Origin of the sequence: Comamonas composti DSM 21721, assembly GCF_000429845.1 — a bacterium.
GTDB classification, from domain to species: Bacteria; Pseudomonadota; Gammaproteobacteria; order Burkholderiales; family Burkholderiaceae_C; genus Comamonas; species Comamonas composti.
This window is the reverse complement of record NZ_KE386971.1, coordinates 293,161-307,203: the sequence shown is the minus strand read 5'-3', so window position 1 is coordinate 307,203 and position 14,043 is coordinate 293,161. Positions and strand designations below refer to the sequence as shown.

The window sequence follows — 14,043 nt, the reverse complement described above, 5'->3', positions numbered from 1 at the left end:
GCACCTGCGACTGAAATTGGCGATGACAGCAAAGGCTCAATCCTTGAGCTTTTGCTGTGCATAGGTCTGTTGCAGCACAACCATGGTTTCGGCTTTGCGTCCGTAAGCCAAGGCCGTGATGCGATAGATCACGTTGGGTGTCAGGTTCAGGCCCAGCAGCTTGCTTTGGTTGTCCACGAATAGGCCTGAGTTTTTGCTGCTCTCGTCATAAGGCAGCACTTCGATCCAGTACCAACCGCCGCTTTTTTCGCCGCGATCGGCGAGGATGGGGTTGGCCGGCTCCTCGGGGGTGCCGGGGGCGGCCCCTGTGTAGTCGCCATACCTGGCACCCACATTGGACTTGGTCATCTCTTTCAATGTGTCTTTGTCGTTCCAGAAGTCCTGCTCGCTGGCACGCTTGGAGCACAGTGCATAACGGCATTTGCTGGGCTGGGCATCCAGGGCTGTGAGCAAGGGCAGGATTGCCTGGGCTTCCAGGGGGACCTTGTCAATATTTCCAGGGCGGCAGAGAAGCTCCTTGCCCTCTGTGCTGGTCGGCGTGGCGCACGTCGAGCCATCGGAGTTTTCGTTTCGAATGTCGAGTTCGGCATCCTGAAGCAAGGCCTGGGCGGCCTCAAAGGCGCGTTGGTAGTCGGCGTCATTGCTGACCACGAGCTCGTTGAAGAGCGAGGTACGCGAAGCCCATAGGGCCAGCAGCATGGAAAGCATGACAAAGACGATGACGACGAACAGCGCCACGCCGCGTTGTTGTAATGGCGCTTTGCTGCGCATATGAAACTTCTGGGACATGGTCTAAGTCGAGCTCGTGATCAGCCCCTGGCTGCGCAACTGGAAGACACTGCGAAATGCCAGATGCATGCGCCGTGCACGTGTGCCTGTGAGGCTTGCGTATTTCTGGGAGGCTCCACTGCAGTCGGTATAGGTGCCGTCAGCAGGGAGATCCATGAGTTCATCGCCATAGAGAAGCAGGCAGACTTCAACGGCCTGTACTTTGAGCATGCCATCGGTGGTTGACTGCAATGCGCTTTTTTCTGCGGCGGTCCTGATGTACTTGATCCTGGTTTCGCCCCGGGTGGTGTTGTCCTGCTGCAGATAGCTGACCTGAAAGTCGGCTACGTTGGACACCATGGGCTGGGGGCTTTCTCCGTTGCCGCCGCATTTGAGCTGGCCATTGCTGAACTGGAAAATGCTTTCCAGCAGCGTGTCACTCTCGGAGTCTTTCGGGCCTCCAAGGCAGTTGCGTGCAAAGGACGTCCCACTGGTGTTCGAGAAGGCGCTTTCCTTGTAGCGGCTGTAGTTGGTCGTGAAGCCGTTCGTCGTGTGGACGAGAGGAATGACCGTGGCCTTGGAGGCGCCGTCAAGAGGGATCAGGGCTTCAAAACCGACCGGGATCAGCGAGGAACTATCCGCTGGAGCGCCGGATGGGTTGAGGTTGAGCCGAAGCGATCCCGTCTGACGCAGTTGCTGTCCGATGACGCGCATCGCGTAGGCAGCTTGCTGCTGTATGCCACTGACATCACTCACTGTGCCTGACACACTGCGCGAGCCTATAAGAGCTCCCATGGCTACGGCAACAATCAACAGGCCTATGGCGATGCCGACCATTAGTTCGAGCAGCGTAACCCCTGTTTGCCGGCGTGCTTGGAAGTGCATTGGTTCCCCAGTCCTGGGGCAGCCCTGAATCTGCTTGTGACACATGTTCAGGCTCCCGCGCAAAAATACTTGGTTGCATCCTTGACGGCGCCCAGATAGGGGGCGCAGCGCGCAGCCACGGTGATGTATTGGAGGTGGCAGCTCATGTCAGATGGACAGTCCTGGCTGGCCTTGTCTGGGTTTTCGGGAAGAGGCGTTTTTTCGCTGTTTCTCCAGGCAACCATCACGCCCAGCTGGCGGCGGTTGTTATCGGCATTTTTTTCCGCTTTGGGCAGAAATATCTTGGCCTCCCCCAAGGGCAGGGTATTGGCGACAGCCTGCTTCCAGGTTCCGAGGTCGTAGGCGACGAGCTCGGCATGACTGCAGCCTTGAGATTGGCAACTGCCGGGGGTGGGCTTGTCGTCAAAGTCTGAAACATAGGACTCGATGCTTGCCATGGCATTCGGGTTGACTCTTGTGCGCTCGCTCAAGTCCTCGATCAGGCGAATGGCCTGGGCCCGGCGCACGGTGCTTTGGGTATCGCTCAAGGTGCGCATTTGCATCCCCAGAATCCCCAGAATCCCCAAGGTTGCAATCACGATGGCGACCAGAGACTCAATGAGGGTGATGCCACGTTGCCGCTCTAAGGGCACAGGTGGACGGTGATCTATTGGCATGGAATATCCTTTTGATTGATGACTCTGATGCGACCTCCTGCAGCCGAGCAAACGCCCTTGGCTGCAGGTGAGGCAATTCCGGCAGGAGAGGGGGAGATGGTGAAGCCGATGAGACTGGCACCATCCATCATTCCCCAGCGATCGACGCGGATCGTGGCGCCTGATCTGGAGCGGGTGACGTTCATGTTTCTTGGAACATCAATGCGCTGGATTTCTTCTCCGGTATTCCAGCGCTTGTTGCCATTGGTATCCACGAAAACCACCCAGCCGCAGTCCCAGTCTTGATTGGTGCCGTCGGTGATGCAGCCCGCCGTTGTCTTGGGCAGCTTTTCAAGATAGACATTGCCGCCGCGCTTGATGGCTTCGGAGCGGGCGAAATGCAGGGATGACTTCATATCGCTGGCGACCTTCGTCACTCGCCAGCTTTCGATGAGGGATCTGAAGCCCGGAGCTGCGAGGGCCGCCAGAACCGCTGCTATCGATAGCGTGACCATGAGCTCTACCGTGGTGAACCCGTGGGCCATGGCTTTTGCCGCAATGGGCTGCAAAGGGGCGCAAGATGGAATGCACATACGAATACCTCATGATGAAACGGGTCAAGACATATGGCGGCGGATACGGTGTTGGTTTCTTTCAGCAGGAATCACTTCCTGAGTCGAGGCGCCTGATGCGACCGCTTTTGCTGACGCAAAGGGTTGCGGCGCTGGCGTGGCTGCTGTCCTTGCCCGATGGATGGAATCTGAAGGCAAAGTCGCTGGGAAACTGGCCCCAGCGATCAATGATGATGGGTTCGGCCTTCGTGGCGGTGCTGATGGTCACGTTCGAGGGGGCTGTACTTTGCTGAAGAATCGTGGTGGTGCTGCAGACCATCCAGCCATTGCTCCAGTTGGTGCCACCATCCTGCGCATCGCAATTGCCACTGGTGATGGTGGCAGCTCCCCGTTTGACGGCTTCAGAGCGCGCAAAGTAGAACGTCGACTGCAGCTCTTCGACTGCCTGGCGCACACGCCAGCGCTCGATCAGTGGCGTGAAGCTGGGGGCAGCCAAGCCGGCCAGCACGGCCAGTATGGCAATGGTCACCAGAAGTTCGATGCTGGTAAAGCCTCGGGCCGCAGACTCTGGTGCGGGCAAGGTCGAAGGGGGCGGAACATGCATGGCATGCATGGTAGGTATTGCCTGTGCTGTGTGGCCGGGCAGTTGGACGAGTGGGCTTTGTTTCCGGACCAGTGGCGAAAACATGGGTTTTGCGGGCTTGCCTTCTGATCGTCCGAGGCGTTCAGCTGCGCTCAGCGCTGGCGCGACGGCGGCCTTTGTGTGTACCCCGCGCAGGCGCCTGCATTGGGGCGCCCCTGACATTCTCGGTACAGGCGCCTGTCCCGCTCGGCCGTGCTTTCTTCCGAACTGCTGCGCGTTGGTGCGAGCTTGATACGGTTGCTTTGGCGTTTGTAGGCCTTGCCCTGGCTGCTTTCGCTGCCGCCGGCCTGGGCTGGGCTGGGGGTGGCTGCGGCTGCAAGCATGGCCGCAAGAGCCAGGTAGCAGCCAAGGCAACTGCCCAGGAAGGTCAGAGAACGGTGTGTGATCTGCTGCATGCGGCCTCCATGGCGTTGTGGTCATGACGGACATTTTGCGCAGGGCTTGCCGTGTTGCAGGCAGGGTTTGTGCGGCCGAGCCTTGCTGCGCTGTCAATCCTTGTCAAGTGGGGGGCGAGCATGGTGAAAACCGTGTGATCTGTGCTTGAGCCGGCCTGCTCAAGGGGCGCTTGAGTGGGGTTGATATAATCGTGCGGTTTTGCATGGTGCAGAACGCACGTCAGGGCCTTTCCAGTCCTGGCGCAAGTAACCAAGGTGCTCCTGCGAGAGTGCCAAATCCCAAGGAAAACCAAATGATCGCTGCCTCTATCAAGGCTGAAGTTGTCAAGGCCAATGCCCGTTCCGAGAACGACACTGGTAGTCCCGAAGTGCAAGTGGCCCTGCTGACGGCCCGCATCAACGAGCTGACTCCTCACTTCAAGCAAAATGCCAAGGACCACCATGGTCGTCGAGGCCTGCTGCGCATGGTGAGCCGCCGCCGCAAGCTGCTGGACTACCTCAAGGCCAAGGACGCTGATCGCTATACCGCACTGATCGCCAAGCTGGGCCTGCGCAAGTAAGCACGGTGAGAGATCGAGACGCCTGAGTTAGTGCGCTAGCTCAGGCGTTTTTTACTTCGGAGAGCGCAAAACAGAGCGAAGCTGTGTCATTCCAATGCTGCGAAACTTGTAGCGGCAAGCGCAGCACTGGAATGGCATCGTGTTCTGTATTGCACTCCAATTGAGCTGTATCCAGCGGGTGCAGCTACTTTTTCAGGAGCAAGAAATGACAATGTTCAATAAAGTGACCAAGACTTTCCAGTGGGGCCAGCATACGGTCACCATGGAAACCGGGGAAGTTGCCCGTCAGGCCTCGGGCGCCGTCCTGGTCAACATCGATGACACCGTGGTGCTGGCCACCGTGGTGGCCTCCAAGATCGCCAAGGCAGGTCAGGACTTCTTCCCTCTGACTGTTGACTACATCGAGAAGACCTATGCGGCTGGCAAGATCCCTGGCAGCTTCTTCAAGCGCGAAGCCAAGCCTTCCGAGCTGGAGACGCTGACCAGCCGCCTGATCGACCGTCCGATTCGGCCTCTGTTCCCCGAAGGCTTCTACAACGATGTGCACGTGGTGATCCACACCATCTCGTTGAACCCTGAAGTGGATGCCGACATCGTCGCCATGATTGCCGTCTCTGCGGCCTTGTCGGTTTCTGGCATTCCTTTCAATGGCCCCATTGGCGCCGCCCGCGTGGGCTACATCAATGGCGAATATGTGCTCAACCCTGGCCAGACCCAGCGCAAGAACTCGCAGATGGATCTGGTCGTGGCCGGTACCGAGGCCGCTGTGCTGATGGTCGAGTCCGAGGCGATGCAGTTGCCTGAAGACGTGATGCTGGGCGCCGTGGTGTTTGGTCATGCGCAGGGCAAGGTCGCGATCGATGCGATCCATGAGCTGGTGCGCGAAGCCGGCAAGCCCGTATGGGACTGGGTGGCTCCTGCCAAGGATGAGGAGCTGATTGCCAAGGTCTCGGCTCTGGGTGAAGAGGCGCTGCGCGCGGCCTATCAGATTCGCAACAAGCAGGCTCGCACCCAGGCTTGCCGCGAAGCCTATGCCGCCGTGAAGGCGGGCCTGGCCGAGCAGGGCGTGGAGTTCGACGGCGTCAAGGTCGAAGGCATGCTGTTCGATATCGAGGCACGTATCGTGCGCTCGCAGATTCTGGCGGGTGAGCCGCGTATCGATGGCCGCGACACGCGTACCGTGCGCCCCATCGAAATCCGTAACTCCGTGCTGCCCCGCACCCACGGCTCGGCGCTGTTCACACGCGGAGAAACCCAGGCCCTGGTGATCTCCACTCTGGGCACCGAGCGCGATGCGCAGCGCATCGACGCACTGGCCGGCGAGTTCGAGGACCGCTTTCTGTTTCACTACAACATGCCTCCCTTTGCCACGGGCGAAGTGGGGCGCATGGGTTCGACCAAGCGCCGCGAAATCGGCCATGGTCGTCTGGCCAAGCGCGCCCTGGTGGCTGTGCTGCCGGCCAAGGATGAGTTCCCCTACACGATCCGTGTGGTCTCCGAGATCACCGAGTCCAACGGCTCCTCGTCCATGGCCTCGGTCTGCGGCGGCTGCCTGTCCATGATGGATGCAGGCGTTCCGCTCAAGGCCCATGTGGCTGGCATCGCCATGGGCTTGATCAAGGAAGACAACCGCTTTGCGGTGTTGACCGACATCCTGGGTGATGAGGATCATCTGGGTGACATGGACTTCAAGGTGGCAGGTACCACCAGCGGCATCACGGCCTTGCAGATGGACATCAAGATCCAGGGCATTACCAAGGAAATCATGCAGGTTGCCCTGGCCCAGGCCAAGGAGGCGCGCATGCACATCCTCGGCAAGATGCAGGATGCCATGGGCGAGGCCAAGACCGAGATCTCCTCGTTCGCGCCCAAGCTCTACACCATGAAGATCAACCCCGAGAAGATCCGTGACGTGATTGGCAAGGGCGGCGCCACCATCCGTGCGCTGACCGAGGAGACCGGCACGCAAATCGATATTGGCGAAGACGGCACCATCACCATCGCATCCAGCGATGCAGCCAAGGCCGACGAGGCCAAGCGCCGCATCGAGGAGATCACGGCCGAAGTCGAGATCGGCAAGATCTACGAAGGTCCGATCACCAAGATTCTGGACTTCGGTGCACTGATCAATCTGCTGCCCGGCAAGGACGGTCTGCTGCACATCAGCCAGATTGCGCACGAGCGCGTGGAAAAGGTCACCGACTATCTGCAGGAAGGCCAGATCGTCAAGGTCAAGGTGCTGGAGACTGATGAAAAAGGTCGAATCAAGCTCTCCATGAAGGCCTTGCTCGAGCGTCCTGCAGGCATGGAGCGCGGCGAGCGTCCTGCGCCTGCCGAGCGTGCTGCGCGTCAGCCGCGCGAGTACCGCGAAGCGCGTGAGCCCCGCGAGCCTCGCCCTGCTGAGGAATCTGCCGATCAGCAGCAACAGCAGCAGCAATAATGCGGCTCCGGGCCCATGGCCCGGGCTGCTTGGCTGCAAGCGATCAAAGCGTCGGCCAGCCCGGCGTTTTGGTGTTTTTGATCACTTTGTCGAAGGCCTGAAATGGACAAGCAAATCATGCACGCCGTAGAGCTTGCGGGCTTTGGCGGCCCGCAGGTGCTGCAACTGGGGCAGCGACCTCTGCCTGTTGCCGGTATGGGCGAGTTGCTCATCCGGGTTGCGGCAAGCGGCATCAACCGGCCTGATGTGCTTCAGCGCAAGGGGCACTATGCTCCGCCTCCGGGTGTCAGTGATTTGCCTGGTCTTGAGGTTGCAGGCGAGGTGGTTGCCGGTGATGAGGCGGCGATGGCCGAGGCTGGCATCAGCCTGGGCGACAGGGTCTGTGCTCTTTTGGCGGGCGGAGGCTATGCCGAGTACTGCGTGGCCCCCGTGGTTCAGTGCCTGCCCGTGCCCAAGGGGCTGGACGATGTTCAGGCTGCGGCTTTGCCCGAAACCTTCTTCACGGTCTGGAGCAATGTGTTCGAGCGCGGGCGCTTGCAGCCTGGTGAGACCTTGCTGATACAGGGTGGCAGCAGTGGCATTGGCGTGGCGGCCATACAGCTGGCCAAGGCCTGGGGTGCGCGCGTGATCGTGACTGCGGGGTCGGACGCCAAGTGTGCGGACTGCCTGGCCCTGGGGGCCGATCATGCGATCAACTACCGCAGCCAGGACTTCGCCGAAGAGGTGCAGCGCATTACCGAAGGCCGCGGGGTGGACGTGATTCTGGATATGGTGGCCGGTAGCTATGTGGCGCGTGAAGTCCAGAGTCTGGCCGAGGAGGGGCGTCTGGTCATCATTGCGGTTCAGGGCGGCATCAAGGCCGAGTTTGATGCCGGTCTCGTGCTGCGCCGAAGGCTGGTGGTGACCGGGTCTACCTTGAGGCCCAGGCCCGTGGACTTCAAAGGTGCCATCGCCAAGGCCTTGCGCCGCGAGGTCTGGCCATTGATCGAGGCTGGCAAGATCAAATCCGTGATTCACAGCAGCTTTCCTGCGGCTCAGGCAGCCCAGGCGCATGCGCTGATGGAGTCGAGTCAGCACACTGGAAAAATTGTTTTGACATGGTAGACATGAGAAAAAAGCTAATCGTCGGCAACTGGAAGATGAATGGCAGCCTGGCTGCGAATGCCGCCCTGCTGGAGTCCCTCAGGCAAGGCCTGGCTGGTGACTGCAAGGCGGGTGTGGCTGTTGCCGTGCCTGCTGCCTATCTGGCGCAGGCGCAGGCTGAACTTGCGGGCTCCGTGATCGCTGTGGCTGCTCAGGATGTATCCCAGCATGAAGCCGGGGCCTACACGGGCGAGCTGTCGGCCGCCATGCTGCAGGACTTTGGTGTGCGCTACACCCTGGTGGGTCACTCCGAGCGTCGTCAGTACCATGGCGAGACGGATGCTGTCGTGGCGCTGAAGGCGCTGGCTGCGCTGGCCAAGGGCATTACTCCCATCGTCTGCGTTGGCGAGACTCTGGCAGAGCGCGAGGCCGGTCAGACCGAGCAGGTCGTGAAGCGTCAGCTTGCTGCCGTGATTCAGCAGGTCGGCCACTGCGTGAGCGAACTGGTCGTGGCCTACGAGCCCGTCTGGGCCATTGGCACGGGCAAGACTGCGAGCCCGGAGCAAGCCCAGGCCGTGCATGCCGTGCTGCGCGCTCAGTTGGCGGCTGCCAGCGAGCAGGCCGGGCAAATGGTCTTGCTCTATGGCGGCAGCATGAATGCGGGCAATGCGGCCCAACTGCTGGCCCAGGCGGATATCGACGGCGGTCTGGTGGGCGGCGCTTCGCTCAAGGCTGCTGACTTTCTGAGCATCATTGCTGCAGCCCAGTAAGCGGCAGCGTACTTTTCAACCATTGCAAGCAGGTTTATCAATGAGTGGATTCGCAAGCGTAATTCTGGCTGTTCAAATGCTGACGGCCTTGGGCATGATCGGGCTGATTCTGATTCAGCACGGCAAGGGGGCAGACATGGGGGCTTCGTTTGGCAGCGGCAGCTCGGGAAGCTTGTTCGGTGCCAGCGGCAGCGCGAACTTTCTTTCGCGGACCACGGGTGTTCTGGCCACGGTGTTCTTTGTGGCGACGCTGGCTTTGGCTTATCTGGGCAATGTGCGCCCCGTGAGCTCGGGTAGCGTGCTTGAGGGGGTGGCGGCGCCTGCCGTCACGGCTCCGGCAGCGACTGAGTTGCCTCAGCCTGCTGCTGAAGGTGCGGATCAGATCCCGACCAAATAAATGTTCTGGAAACCCCGGGATCTTCAAAACGCTGAAATTTTCGGGGTAGAATCTAGGGATTGTCCGGTAAGCAGCTTCTTCGCAATGAAGAGTTTGGTGCAGCCGGGCGAGGTGAGTAAAGAAGCCGTCGTGGTGGAATTGGTAGACACGCTATCTTGAGGGGGTAGTGGCGAAAGCTGTGCGAGTTCGAGTCTCGCCGACGGCACCAACGAATAACTAAGAGCCTGCCCCGCTGATCAGGCTGTGATCGGTTAGGGCGTGCTCCTCATGGTGGCCACGCGATGAACATCGATCAATATCTTCCCGTCCTACTGTTCATACTGGTCGGTGCCGGTGTTGGTGTGGTGCCGCTGCTTCTGGGCTATGTTCTCGGCCCGAACAGGCCCGATGCGGCCAAGAACTCCCCTTACGAGTGTGGCTTTGAGGCCTTTGAAGACGCGCGCATGAAGTTTGATGTGCGCTACTACCTCGTTGCCATCTTGTTCATTCTTTTTGACTTGGAAATTGCCTTTCTTGTGCCCTGGGCCGTTGCCTTCAGGGATGTGGGGGGGGAAGGTTTCATTGCTGTCCTGATCTTCCTGGCCGTTCTTGTCGTGGGCTTTGCCTATGAGTGGAAAAAGGGCGCCCTGGACTGGGAATAAGCAAAAGAACAAAGGAAGCACGATGATCGAAGGCGTGATGAAGGAAGGCTTCGTCACCACCAGCTATGACGCTGTGGTGAACTGGGCCAAGACGGGCTCCATATGGCCCATGACATTTGGTCTGGCCTGCTGTGCCGTGGAGATGATGCACGCAGCAGCTGCCCGCTATGACATAGGGCGCTTTGGCTCGGAGGTGTTCCGTGCCAGCCCTCGGCATTCGGACCTGATGATCGTGGCCGGAACCCTGTGCAACAAGATGGCTCCGGCGATGCGCAAGGTCTACGACCAGATGTCCGAGCCGCGCTGGGTCATCTCCATGGGCTCCTGCGCCAATGGCGGTGGCTACTACCATTACAGCTATTCGGTGGTGCGTGGCTGTGATCGCATCGTGCCGGTCGATGTCTATGTGCCAGGCTGCCCTCCGACTGCGGAGGCATTGATCTACGGCATCATCCAGCTGCAGCAAAAAATCCGCCGCACCCATACCATCGCTCGCGTCTAAGGAGTTGATGATGACTGCTATTGCAATTCACCCCGAAGTGCTTCGGGACGTGGTGGCTGCTGCCTTGGGTGACAAGGCTCGCAGCGTCAGCCTTGCCTTGGGCGAGGTCACCGTTGAAGTTTCGGCTGCTCAATATGTCGAGGTCATGCAGATCCTGCGTGAAGCGCCTGATTGCCAGTTTGAACTGCTTATGGACCTGTGCGGTGTTGACTACTCAACCTATGCCGAAATAGGGCGTGAAGGTCCGCGCTTTGCCGTGGTCAGCCACCTGCTGTCCATCAGCCGCAACCAGCGTGTGCGTGTGCGTGTGTTCTGCGCCGACGATGACTTTCCCTGTGTTGCCTCGGTCTCCTCGATCTGGAGTGGCGCCAACTGGTTCGAGCGCGAAGCCTTCGACCTGTACGGCATCATCTTTGATGGCCATGACGATCTGCGCCGCATCCTGACCGACTATGGCTTCATCGGCCACCCCTTCCGCAAGGACTTCCCTCTGTCGGGTCATGTGGAAATGCGCTATGACGCCGAGCAGCAGCGCGTGGTGTACCAGCCGGTCACCATCGAGCCCCGAGAAATCACGCCTCGCATCATTCGCGAAGACAACTACGGGGGCCTGCACTAAAGGCGCGTCAAGCGCCTTTTTGATGGAAGACCATGGCTGAAATCAAGAACTATTCCCTGAACTTTGGTCCGCAGCACCCTGCAGCGCACGGTGTGCTGCGCTTGGTGCTGGAGCTCGACGGTGAAGTGGTGCAGCGTGCAGACCCGCATATCGGCCTGCTGCACCGCGCTACGGAAAAGCTGGCGGAAAGCAAGACCTACATCCAGTCGCTGCCTTACATGGACCGGCTGGACTATGTGTCCATGATGTGCAACGAGCACGCCTATTGCCTGGCTATCGAAAAGCTGCTGGGCCTGGAGGTGCCGATTCGTGCCCAGTACATCCGCGTGATGTATTCGGAGATCACGCGCATCATGAATCACCTGATGTGGCTGGGCTCCAGCGGCAACGATGCAGGCAGCTCGACCTCGCTGATCTACACCTTCCGCGAGCGTGAAGACCTCATGGACATGTACGAGGCCGTCTCGGGTGCCCGCATGCACGCGGCCTACTTCCGTCCGGGTGGCGTATATCGCGACCTGCCGGACACCATGCCCCAGTACAAGGCCAGCAAGGTGCGCAATGCACGCTCGCTGGAGCTCATGAACCGCAACCGTCATGGATCGTTGCTGGACTTCATCGACGACTTCACCCAGCGCTTCCCCAAGTGCGCGGACGAGTACGAGACCCTGCTCACTGACAACCGTATCTGGAAGCAGCGCAACGTGGGCATTGGCGTGGTCGATGCCGAGCGAGCGCTCAATCTGGGGCTGACTGGCCCCATGTTGCGTGGCTCGGGCGTGGCATGGGATCTGCGAAAGTCCCAGCCTTACGAAGTCTATGAGCGCATGGATTTCGACATTCCCGTGGGCAAGACCGGCGATTGCTACGACCGTTATCTGGTGCGCGTGGCCGAGATGCGTGAATCGAACCGCATCGTCAAGCAGTGCGTGGACTGGCTGCGTGCCAACCCCGGCCCGGTGATTACCGACAACCACAAGGTGGCTCCGCCGAGCCGTGAAGGCATGAAGGCCAACATGGAAGAGCTGATCCACCACTTCAAGCTCTTCACCGAAGGCTTCAAGGTTCCCGAAGGCGAAGCCTATGCGGCTGTCGAGCACCCCAAGGGCGAGTTCGGCATCTACCTGATCAGCGACGGGGCGAACAAGCCATACCGCCTCAAGATTCGTCCACCAGGATTTGCCCATTTGTCCGCCATGGACGAGATGTGCCGTGGCCACATGCTGGCTGATGCCGTGATGGTGCTGTCCACCCTGGACATCGTGTTTGGAGATGTTGACCGATGATTACCGAAGCGACCAAGGAGCGCTTTGCGCGCGAGGTGGCCAAGTACCCGGCCGACCAGAAGCAATCGGCTGTCATGGCCTGTCTGTCCATAGTCCAGCAGGAGCAGGGCTGGGTCAGTCCCGAGAGCGAAGCCGTGATTGCGGAATACCTGGGCATGGCCGAGATCGCCGTGCATGAGGTCACGACTTTCTACAACATGTACAACCAGCGCCCCGTTGGCAAGTACAAGCTGGGCGTTTGCACGAACCTGCCCTGCCAGCTGCGCGATGGCTACAAGGCCTTGCATCACCTGGAGGCCAGACTGGGCATCAAGATGGGCGAGACCACGGCCGACGGCCTGTTCACGCTGCAGCAGACCGAGTGCCTGGGCTCCTGCGCAGACTCCCCCGTGATGCTGGTCAACGACCGTCACATGTGCAGCTTCATGAGCAACGAAAAGCTGGACGAGCTGCTCGAAGGACTGAAGGCTGCGGAGGGCAAGCAAGAATGAACGCCGCAGCGAATTCCGTATTGGCCAGGTTTGCCTCCTCGGGCAAGGAAACCTGCTTCCACGATCGTCATATCGAGCCCCAGATCTATGCCGATCTGAACGGCAGCAACTGGTCCATCAAGGACTATGAAGCCCGTGGCGGTTATGCCGCTCTGCGCAAGATCCTGGGCAAGGACGGTGGCGAAGGCCTGAGCCAGGATCAGGTCATTGCCGCAGTCAAGGAGTCGGGTCTGCGCGGTCGCGGTGGCGCCGGCTTTCCCACGGGCCTCAAGTGGAGCTTCATGCCCCGCACCTTCCCTGGCCAGAAGCACCTGGTGTGCAACTCGGACGAGGGTGAGCCCGGCACCTGCAAGGATCGCGAGATCCTCATGCACAACCCGCACATCGTGATCGAAGGCATGGCCATTGCTGCCTATGCCATGGGCATCACGCTGGGCTACAACTACATCCACGGCGAAATTTTCGAAGTCTATGAGCGCTTCGAGGTGGCGCTGGAAGAGGCGCGTGCCGCCGGCTATCTGGGCGACAGCATCATGGGTAGCGACTTCAGCTTCCAGCTGCATGCCCATCACGGCTTTGGCGCCTATATCTGCGGCGAGGAAACCGCGCTGCTGGAATCGCTGGAAGGCAAGAAGGGCCAACCCCGCTTCAAGCCGCCATTCCCGGCCAGCTTTGGTCTGTATGGCAAGCCCACGACCATCAACAATACCGAAACCTTTGCGGCCGTTCCCTGGATCATCCGCAACGGCGGCCAGGCCTACCTGGAATGCGGCAAGCCCAACAACGGCGGCACCAAGATCTTCTCGGTCAGCGGTGACGTCAATCTCCCCGGCAACTACGAAGTGCCCATGGGCACGCCGTTCTCCAAACTGCTGGAGCTCGCGGGTGGTGTGCGCACCGGCCGCAAGCTCAAGGCCGTGATTCCCGGTGGTTCGTCCTCGCCCGTGCTGCCGGCCGACATCATCATGGAATGCACGATGGACTACGACTCCATCGCCAAGGCCGGCTCCATGCTGGGCTCGGGCGCGGTGATCGTGATGGACGACTCGCGCGACATGGTCGAGAGCCTGCTGCGCCTGTCCTACTTCTACCAGCACGAATCCTGCGGGCAGTGCACACCCTGCCGCGAAGGCACAGGCTGGCTGTGGCGCGTGGTGAACCGTATCCAGCACGGCGAAGGCCGTCCGGAAGACATCGAGTTGCTGGACTCCGTGTCCGTGAACATCATGGGCCGCACGATCTGCGCTTTGGGCGATGCCGCAGCCATGCCGGTGCGCGCCATGATCAAGCACTTCCGCCACGAGTTTGAAGCGAAGATCCAGAACGCTTCCAAGCAGACGGCCTCGGCCGCCTGAT

Annotated in this window: 17 protein-coding genes and 1 tRNA gene; 12 read left to right on the top strand and 6 right to left on the bottom strand. The window is 60.1% G+C overall.

The window, feature by feature from the left end:
* Nucleotides 1–36 precede the first annotated feature (36 nt).
* The 6 genes from G486_RS0118410 to G486_RS0118385 form a co-directional block, all read right to left on the bottom strand.
* Nucleotides 37–789 carry a pilus assembly PilX family protein gene (locus G486_RS0118410; RefSeq protein ID WP_027016850.1) on the bottom strand — a complete coding sequence of 251 codons (753 nt, stop codon included), beginning with the start codon at nucleotides 787–789 and terminating at the stop codon, nucleotides 37–39.
* 3 nt (nucleotides 790–792) lie between these two features.
* A complete protein-coding gene (locus G486_RS0118405; protein WP_027016849.1) occupies nucleotides 793–1,653 on the bottom strand; it encodes a PilW family protein in 861 nt (286 codons plus the stop codon).
* A gap of 47 nt (nucleotides 1,654–1,700) precedes the next feature.
* Nucleotides 1,701–2,309: a type IV pilus modification protein PilV gene (gene pilV / locus G486_RS0118400; protein ID WP_034388347.1), complete on the bottom strand. Its 609-nt coding sequence runs from the start codon at nucleotides 2,307–2,309 to the stop codon at nucleotides 1,701–1,703.
* Complete coding sequence (locus G486_RS0118395) at nucleotides 2,300–2,881, bottom strand: GspH/FimT family pseudopilin (protein ID WP_211233811.1); 582 nt, start codon at nucleotides 2,879–2,881, stop codon at nucleotides 2,300–2,302. The genes pilV and G486_RS0118395 overlap by 10 nt, the downstream gene beginning before the upstream one ends.
* Nucleotides 2,882–2,942: 61 nt before the next feature.
* Nucleotides 2,943–3,464: a GspH/FimT family pseudopilin gene (locus G486_RS0118390; protein WP_342667344.1), complete on the bottom strand. Its 522-nt coding sequence runs from the start codon at nucleotides 3,462–3,464 to the stop codon at nucleotides 2,943–2,945.
* 131 nt (nucleotides 3,465–3,595) lie between these two features.
* Nucleotides 3,596–3,898, bottom strand: a complete 303-nt coding sequence (locus G486_RS0118385) for a hypothetical protein (protein WP_051303666.1) — start codon at nucleotides 3,896–3,898, stop codon at nucleotides 3,596–3,598.
* A gap of 293 nt (nucleotides 3,899–4,191) precedes the next feature.
* Here G486_RS0118385 and rpsO point away from each other — a divergent pair, with 293 nt between their 5' ends.
* The 12 genes from rpsO to nuoF all read left to right on the top strand — a co-directional run bounded on the left by rpsO (nucleotide 4,192) and on the right by nuoF (nucleotide 14,042).
* Entirely contained in the window at nucleotides 4,192–4,458 is a 267-nt protein-coding gene (gene rpsO / locus G486_RS0118380; protein ID WP_027016844.1) for a 30S ribosomal protein S15, read from the top strand.
* 205 nt (nucleotides 4,459–4,663) lie between these two features.
* Nucleotides 4,664–6,898: a polyribonucleotide nucleotidyltransferase gene (gene pnp / locus G486_RS0118375; RefSeq protein WP_027016843.1), complete on the top strand. Its 2,235-nt coding sequence runs from the start codon at nucleotides 4,664–4,666 to the stop codon at nucleotides 6,896–6,898.
* Between the two features lie 102 nt (nucleotides 6,899–7,000).
* On the top strand, nucleotides 7,001–8,002 hold the full coding sequence (locus G486_RS0118370) for an NAD(P)H-quinone oxidoreductase (RefSeq protein ID WP_034388344.1): 1,002 nt from the start codon (nucleotides 7,001–7,003) through the stop codon (nucleotides 8,000–8,002).
* 2 nt (nucleotides 8,003–8,004) lie between these two features.
* Nucleotides 8,005–8,751 carry a triose-phosphate isomerase gene (tpiA, locus tag G486_RS0118365; RefSeq protein ID WP_027016841.1) on the top strand — a complete coding sequence of 249 codons (747 nt, stop codon included), beginning with the start codon at nucleotides 8,005–8,007 and terminating at the stop codon, nucleotides 8,749–8,751.
* A gap of 40 nt (nucleotides 8,752–8,791) precedes the next feature.
* On the top strand, nucleotides 8,792–9,148 hold the full coding sequence (gene secG / locus G486_RS0118360) for a preprotein translocase subunit SecG (RefSeq protein ID WP_027016840.1): 357 nt from the start codon (nucleotides 8,792–8,794) through the stop codon (nucleotides 9,146–9,148).
* A gap of 123 nt (nucleotides 9,149–9,271) precedes the next feature.
* Nucleotides 9,272–9,356, top strand: a tRNA-Leu gene (locus tag G486_RS0118355).
* Nucleotides 9,357–9,429: 73 nt separating this feature from the next.
* Nucleotides 9,430–9,789: an NADH-quinone oxidoreductase subunit A gene (locus tag G486_RS0118350; RefSeq protein WP_027016839.1), complete on the top strand. Its 360-nt coding sequence runs from the start codon at nucleotides 9,430–9,432 to the stop codon at nucleotides 9,787–9,789.
* 22 nt (nucleotides 9,790–9,811) lie between these two features.
* On the top strand, nucleotides 9,812–10,291 hold the full coding sequence (locus G486_RS0118345) for a NuoB/complex I 20 kDa subunit family protein (protein WP_027016838.1): 480 nt from the start codon (nucleotides 9,812–9,814) through the stop codon (nucleotides 10,289–10,291).
* Nucleotides 10,292–10,301: 10 nt separating this feature from the next.
* Complete coding sequence (locus G486_RS0118340; RefSeq protein ID WP_027016837.1) at nucleotides 10,302–10,910, top strand: NADH-quinone oxidoreductase subunit C; 609 nt, start codon at nucleotides 10,302–10,304, stop codon at nucleotides 10,908–10,910.
* Between the two features lie 32 nt (nucleotides 10,911–10,942).
* Nucleotides 10,943–12,196 (top strand): NADH-quinone oxidoreductase subunit D, encoded by a 1,254-nt coding sequence (locus tag G486_RS0118335; RefSeq protein ID WP_027016836.1) that lies wholly within the window; start codon nucleotides 10,943–10,945, stop codon nucleotides 12,194–12,196.
* A complete protein-coding gene (nuoE, locus tag G486_RS0118330) occupies nucleotides 12,193–12,687 on the top strand; it encodes an NADH-quinone oxidoreductase subunit NuoE (RefSeq protein WP_027016835.1) in 495 nt (164 codons plus the stop codon). The genes G486_RS0118335 and nuoE overlap by 4 nt, the downstream gene beginning before the upstream one ends.
* On the top strand, nucleotides 12,684–14,042 hold the full coding sequence (nuoF, locus tag G486_RS0118325) for an NADH-quinone oxidoreductase subunit NuoF (RefSeq protein ID WP_027016834.1): 1,359 nt from the start codon (nucleotides 12,684–12,686) through the stop codon (nucleotides 14,040–14,042). Before nuoE ends, nuoF begins: the two co-directional genes overlap by 4 nt.
* Nucleotide 14,043: the final 1 nt, after the last annotated feature.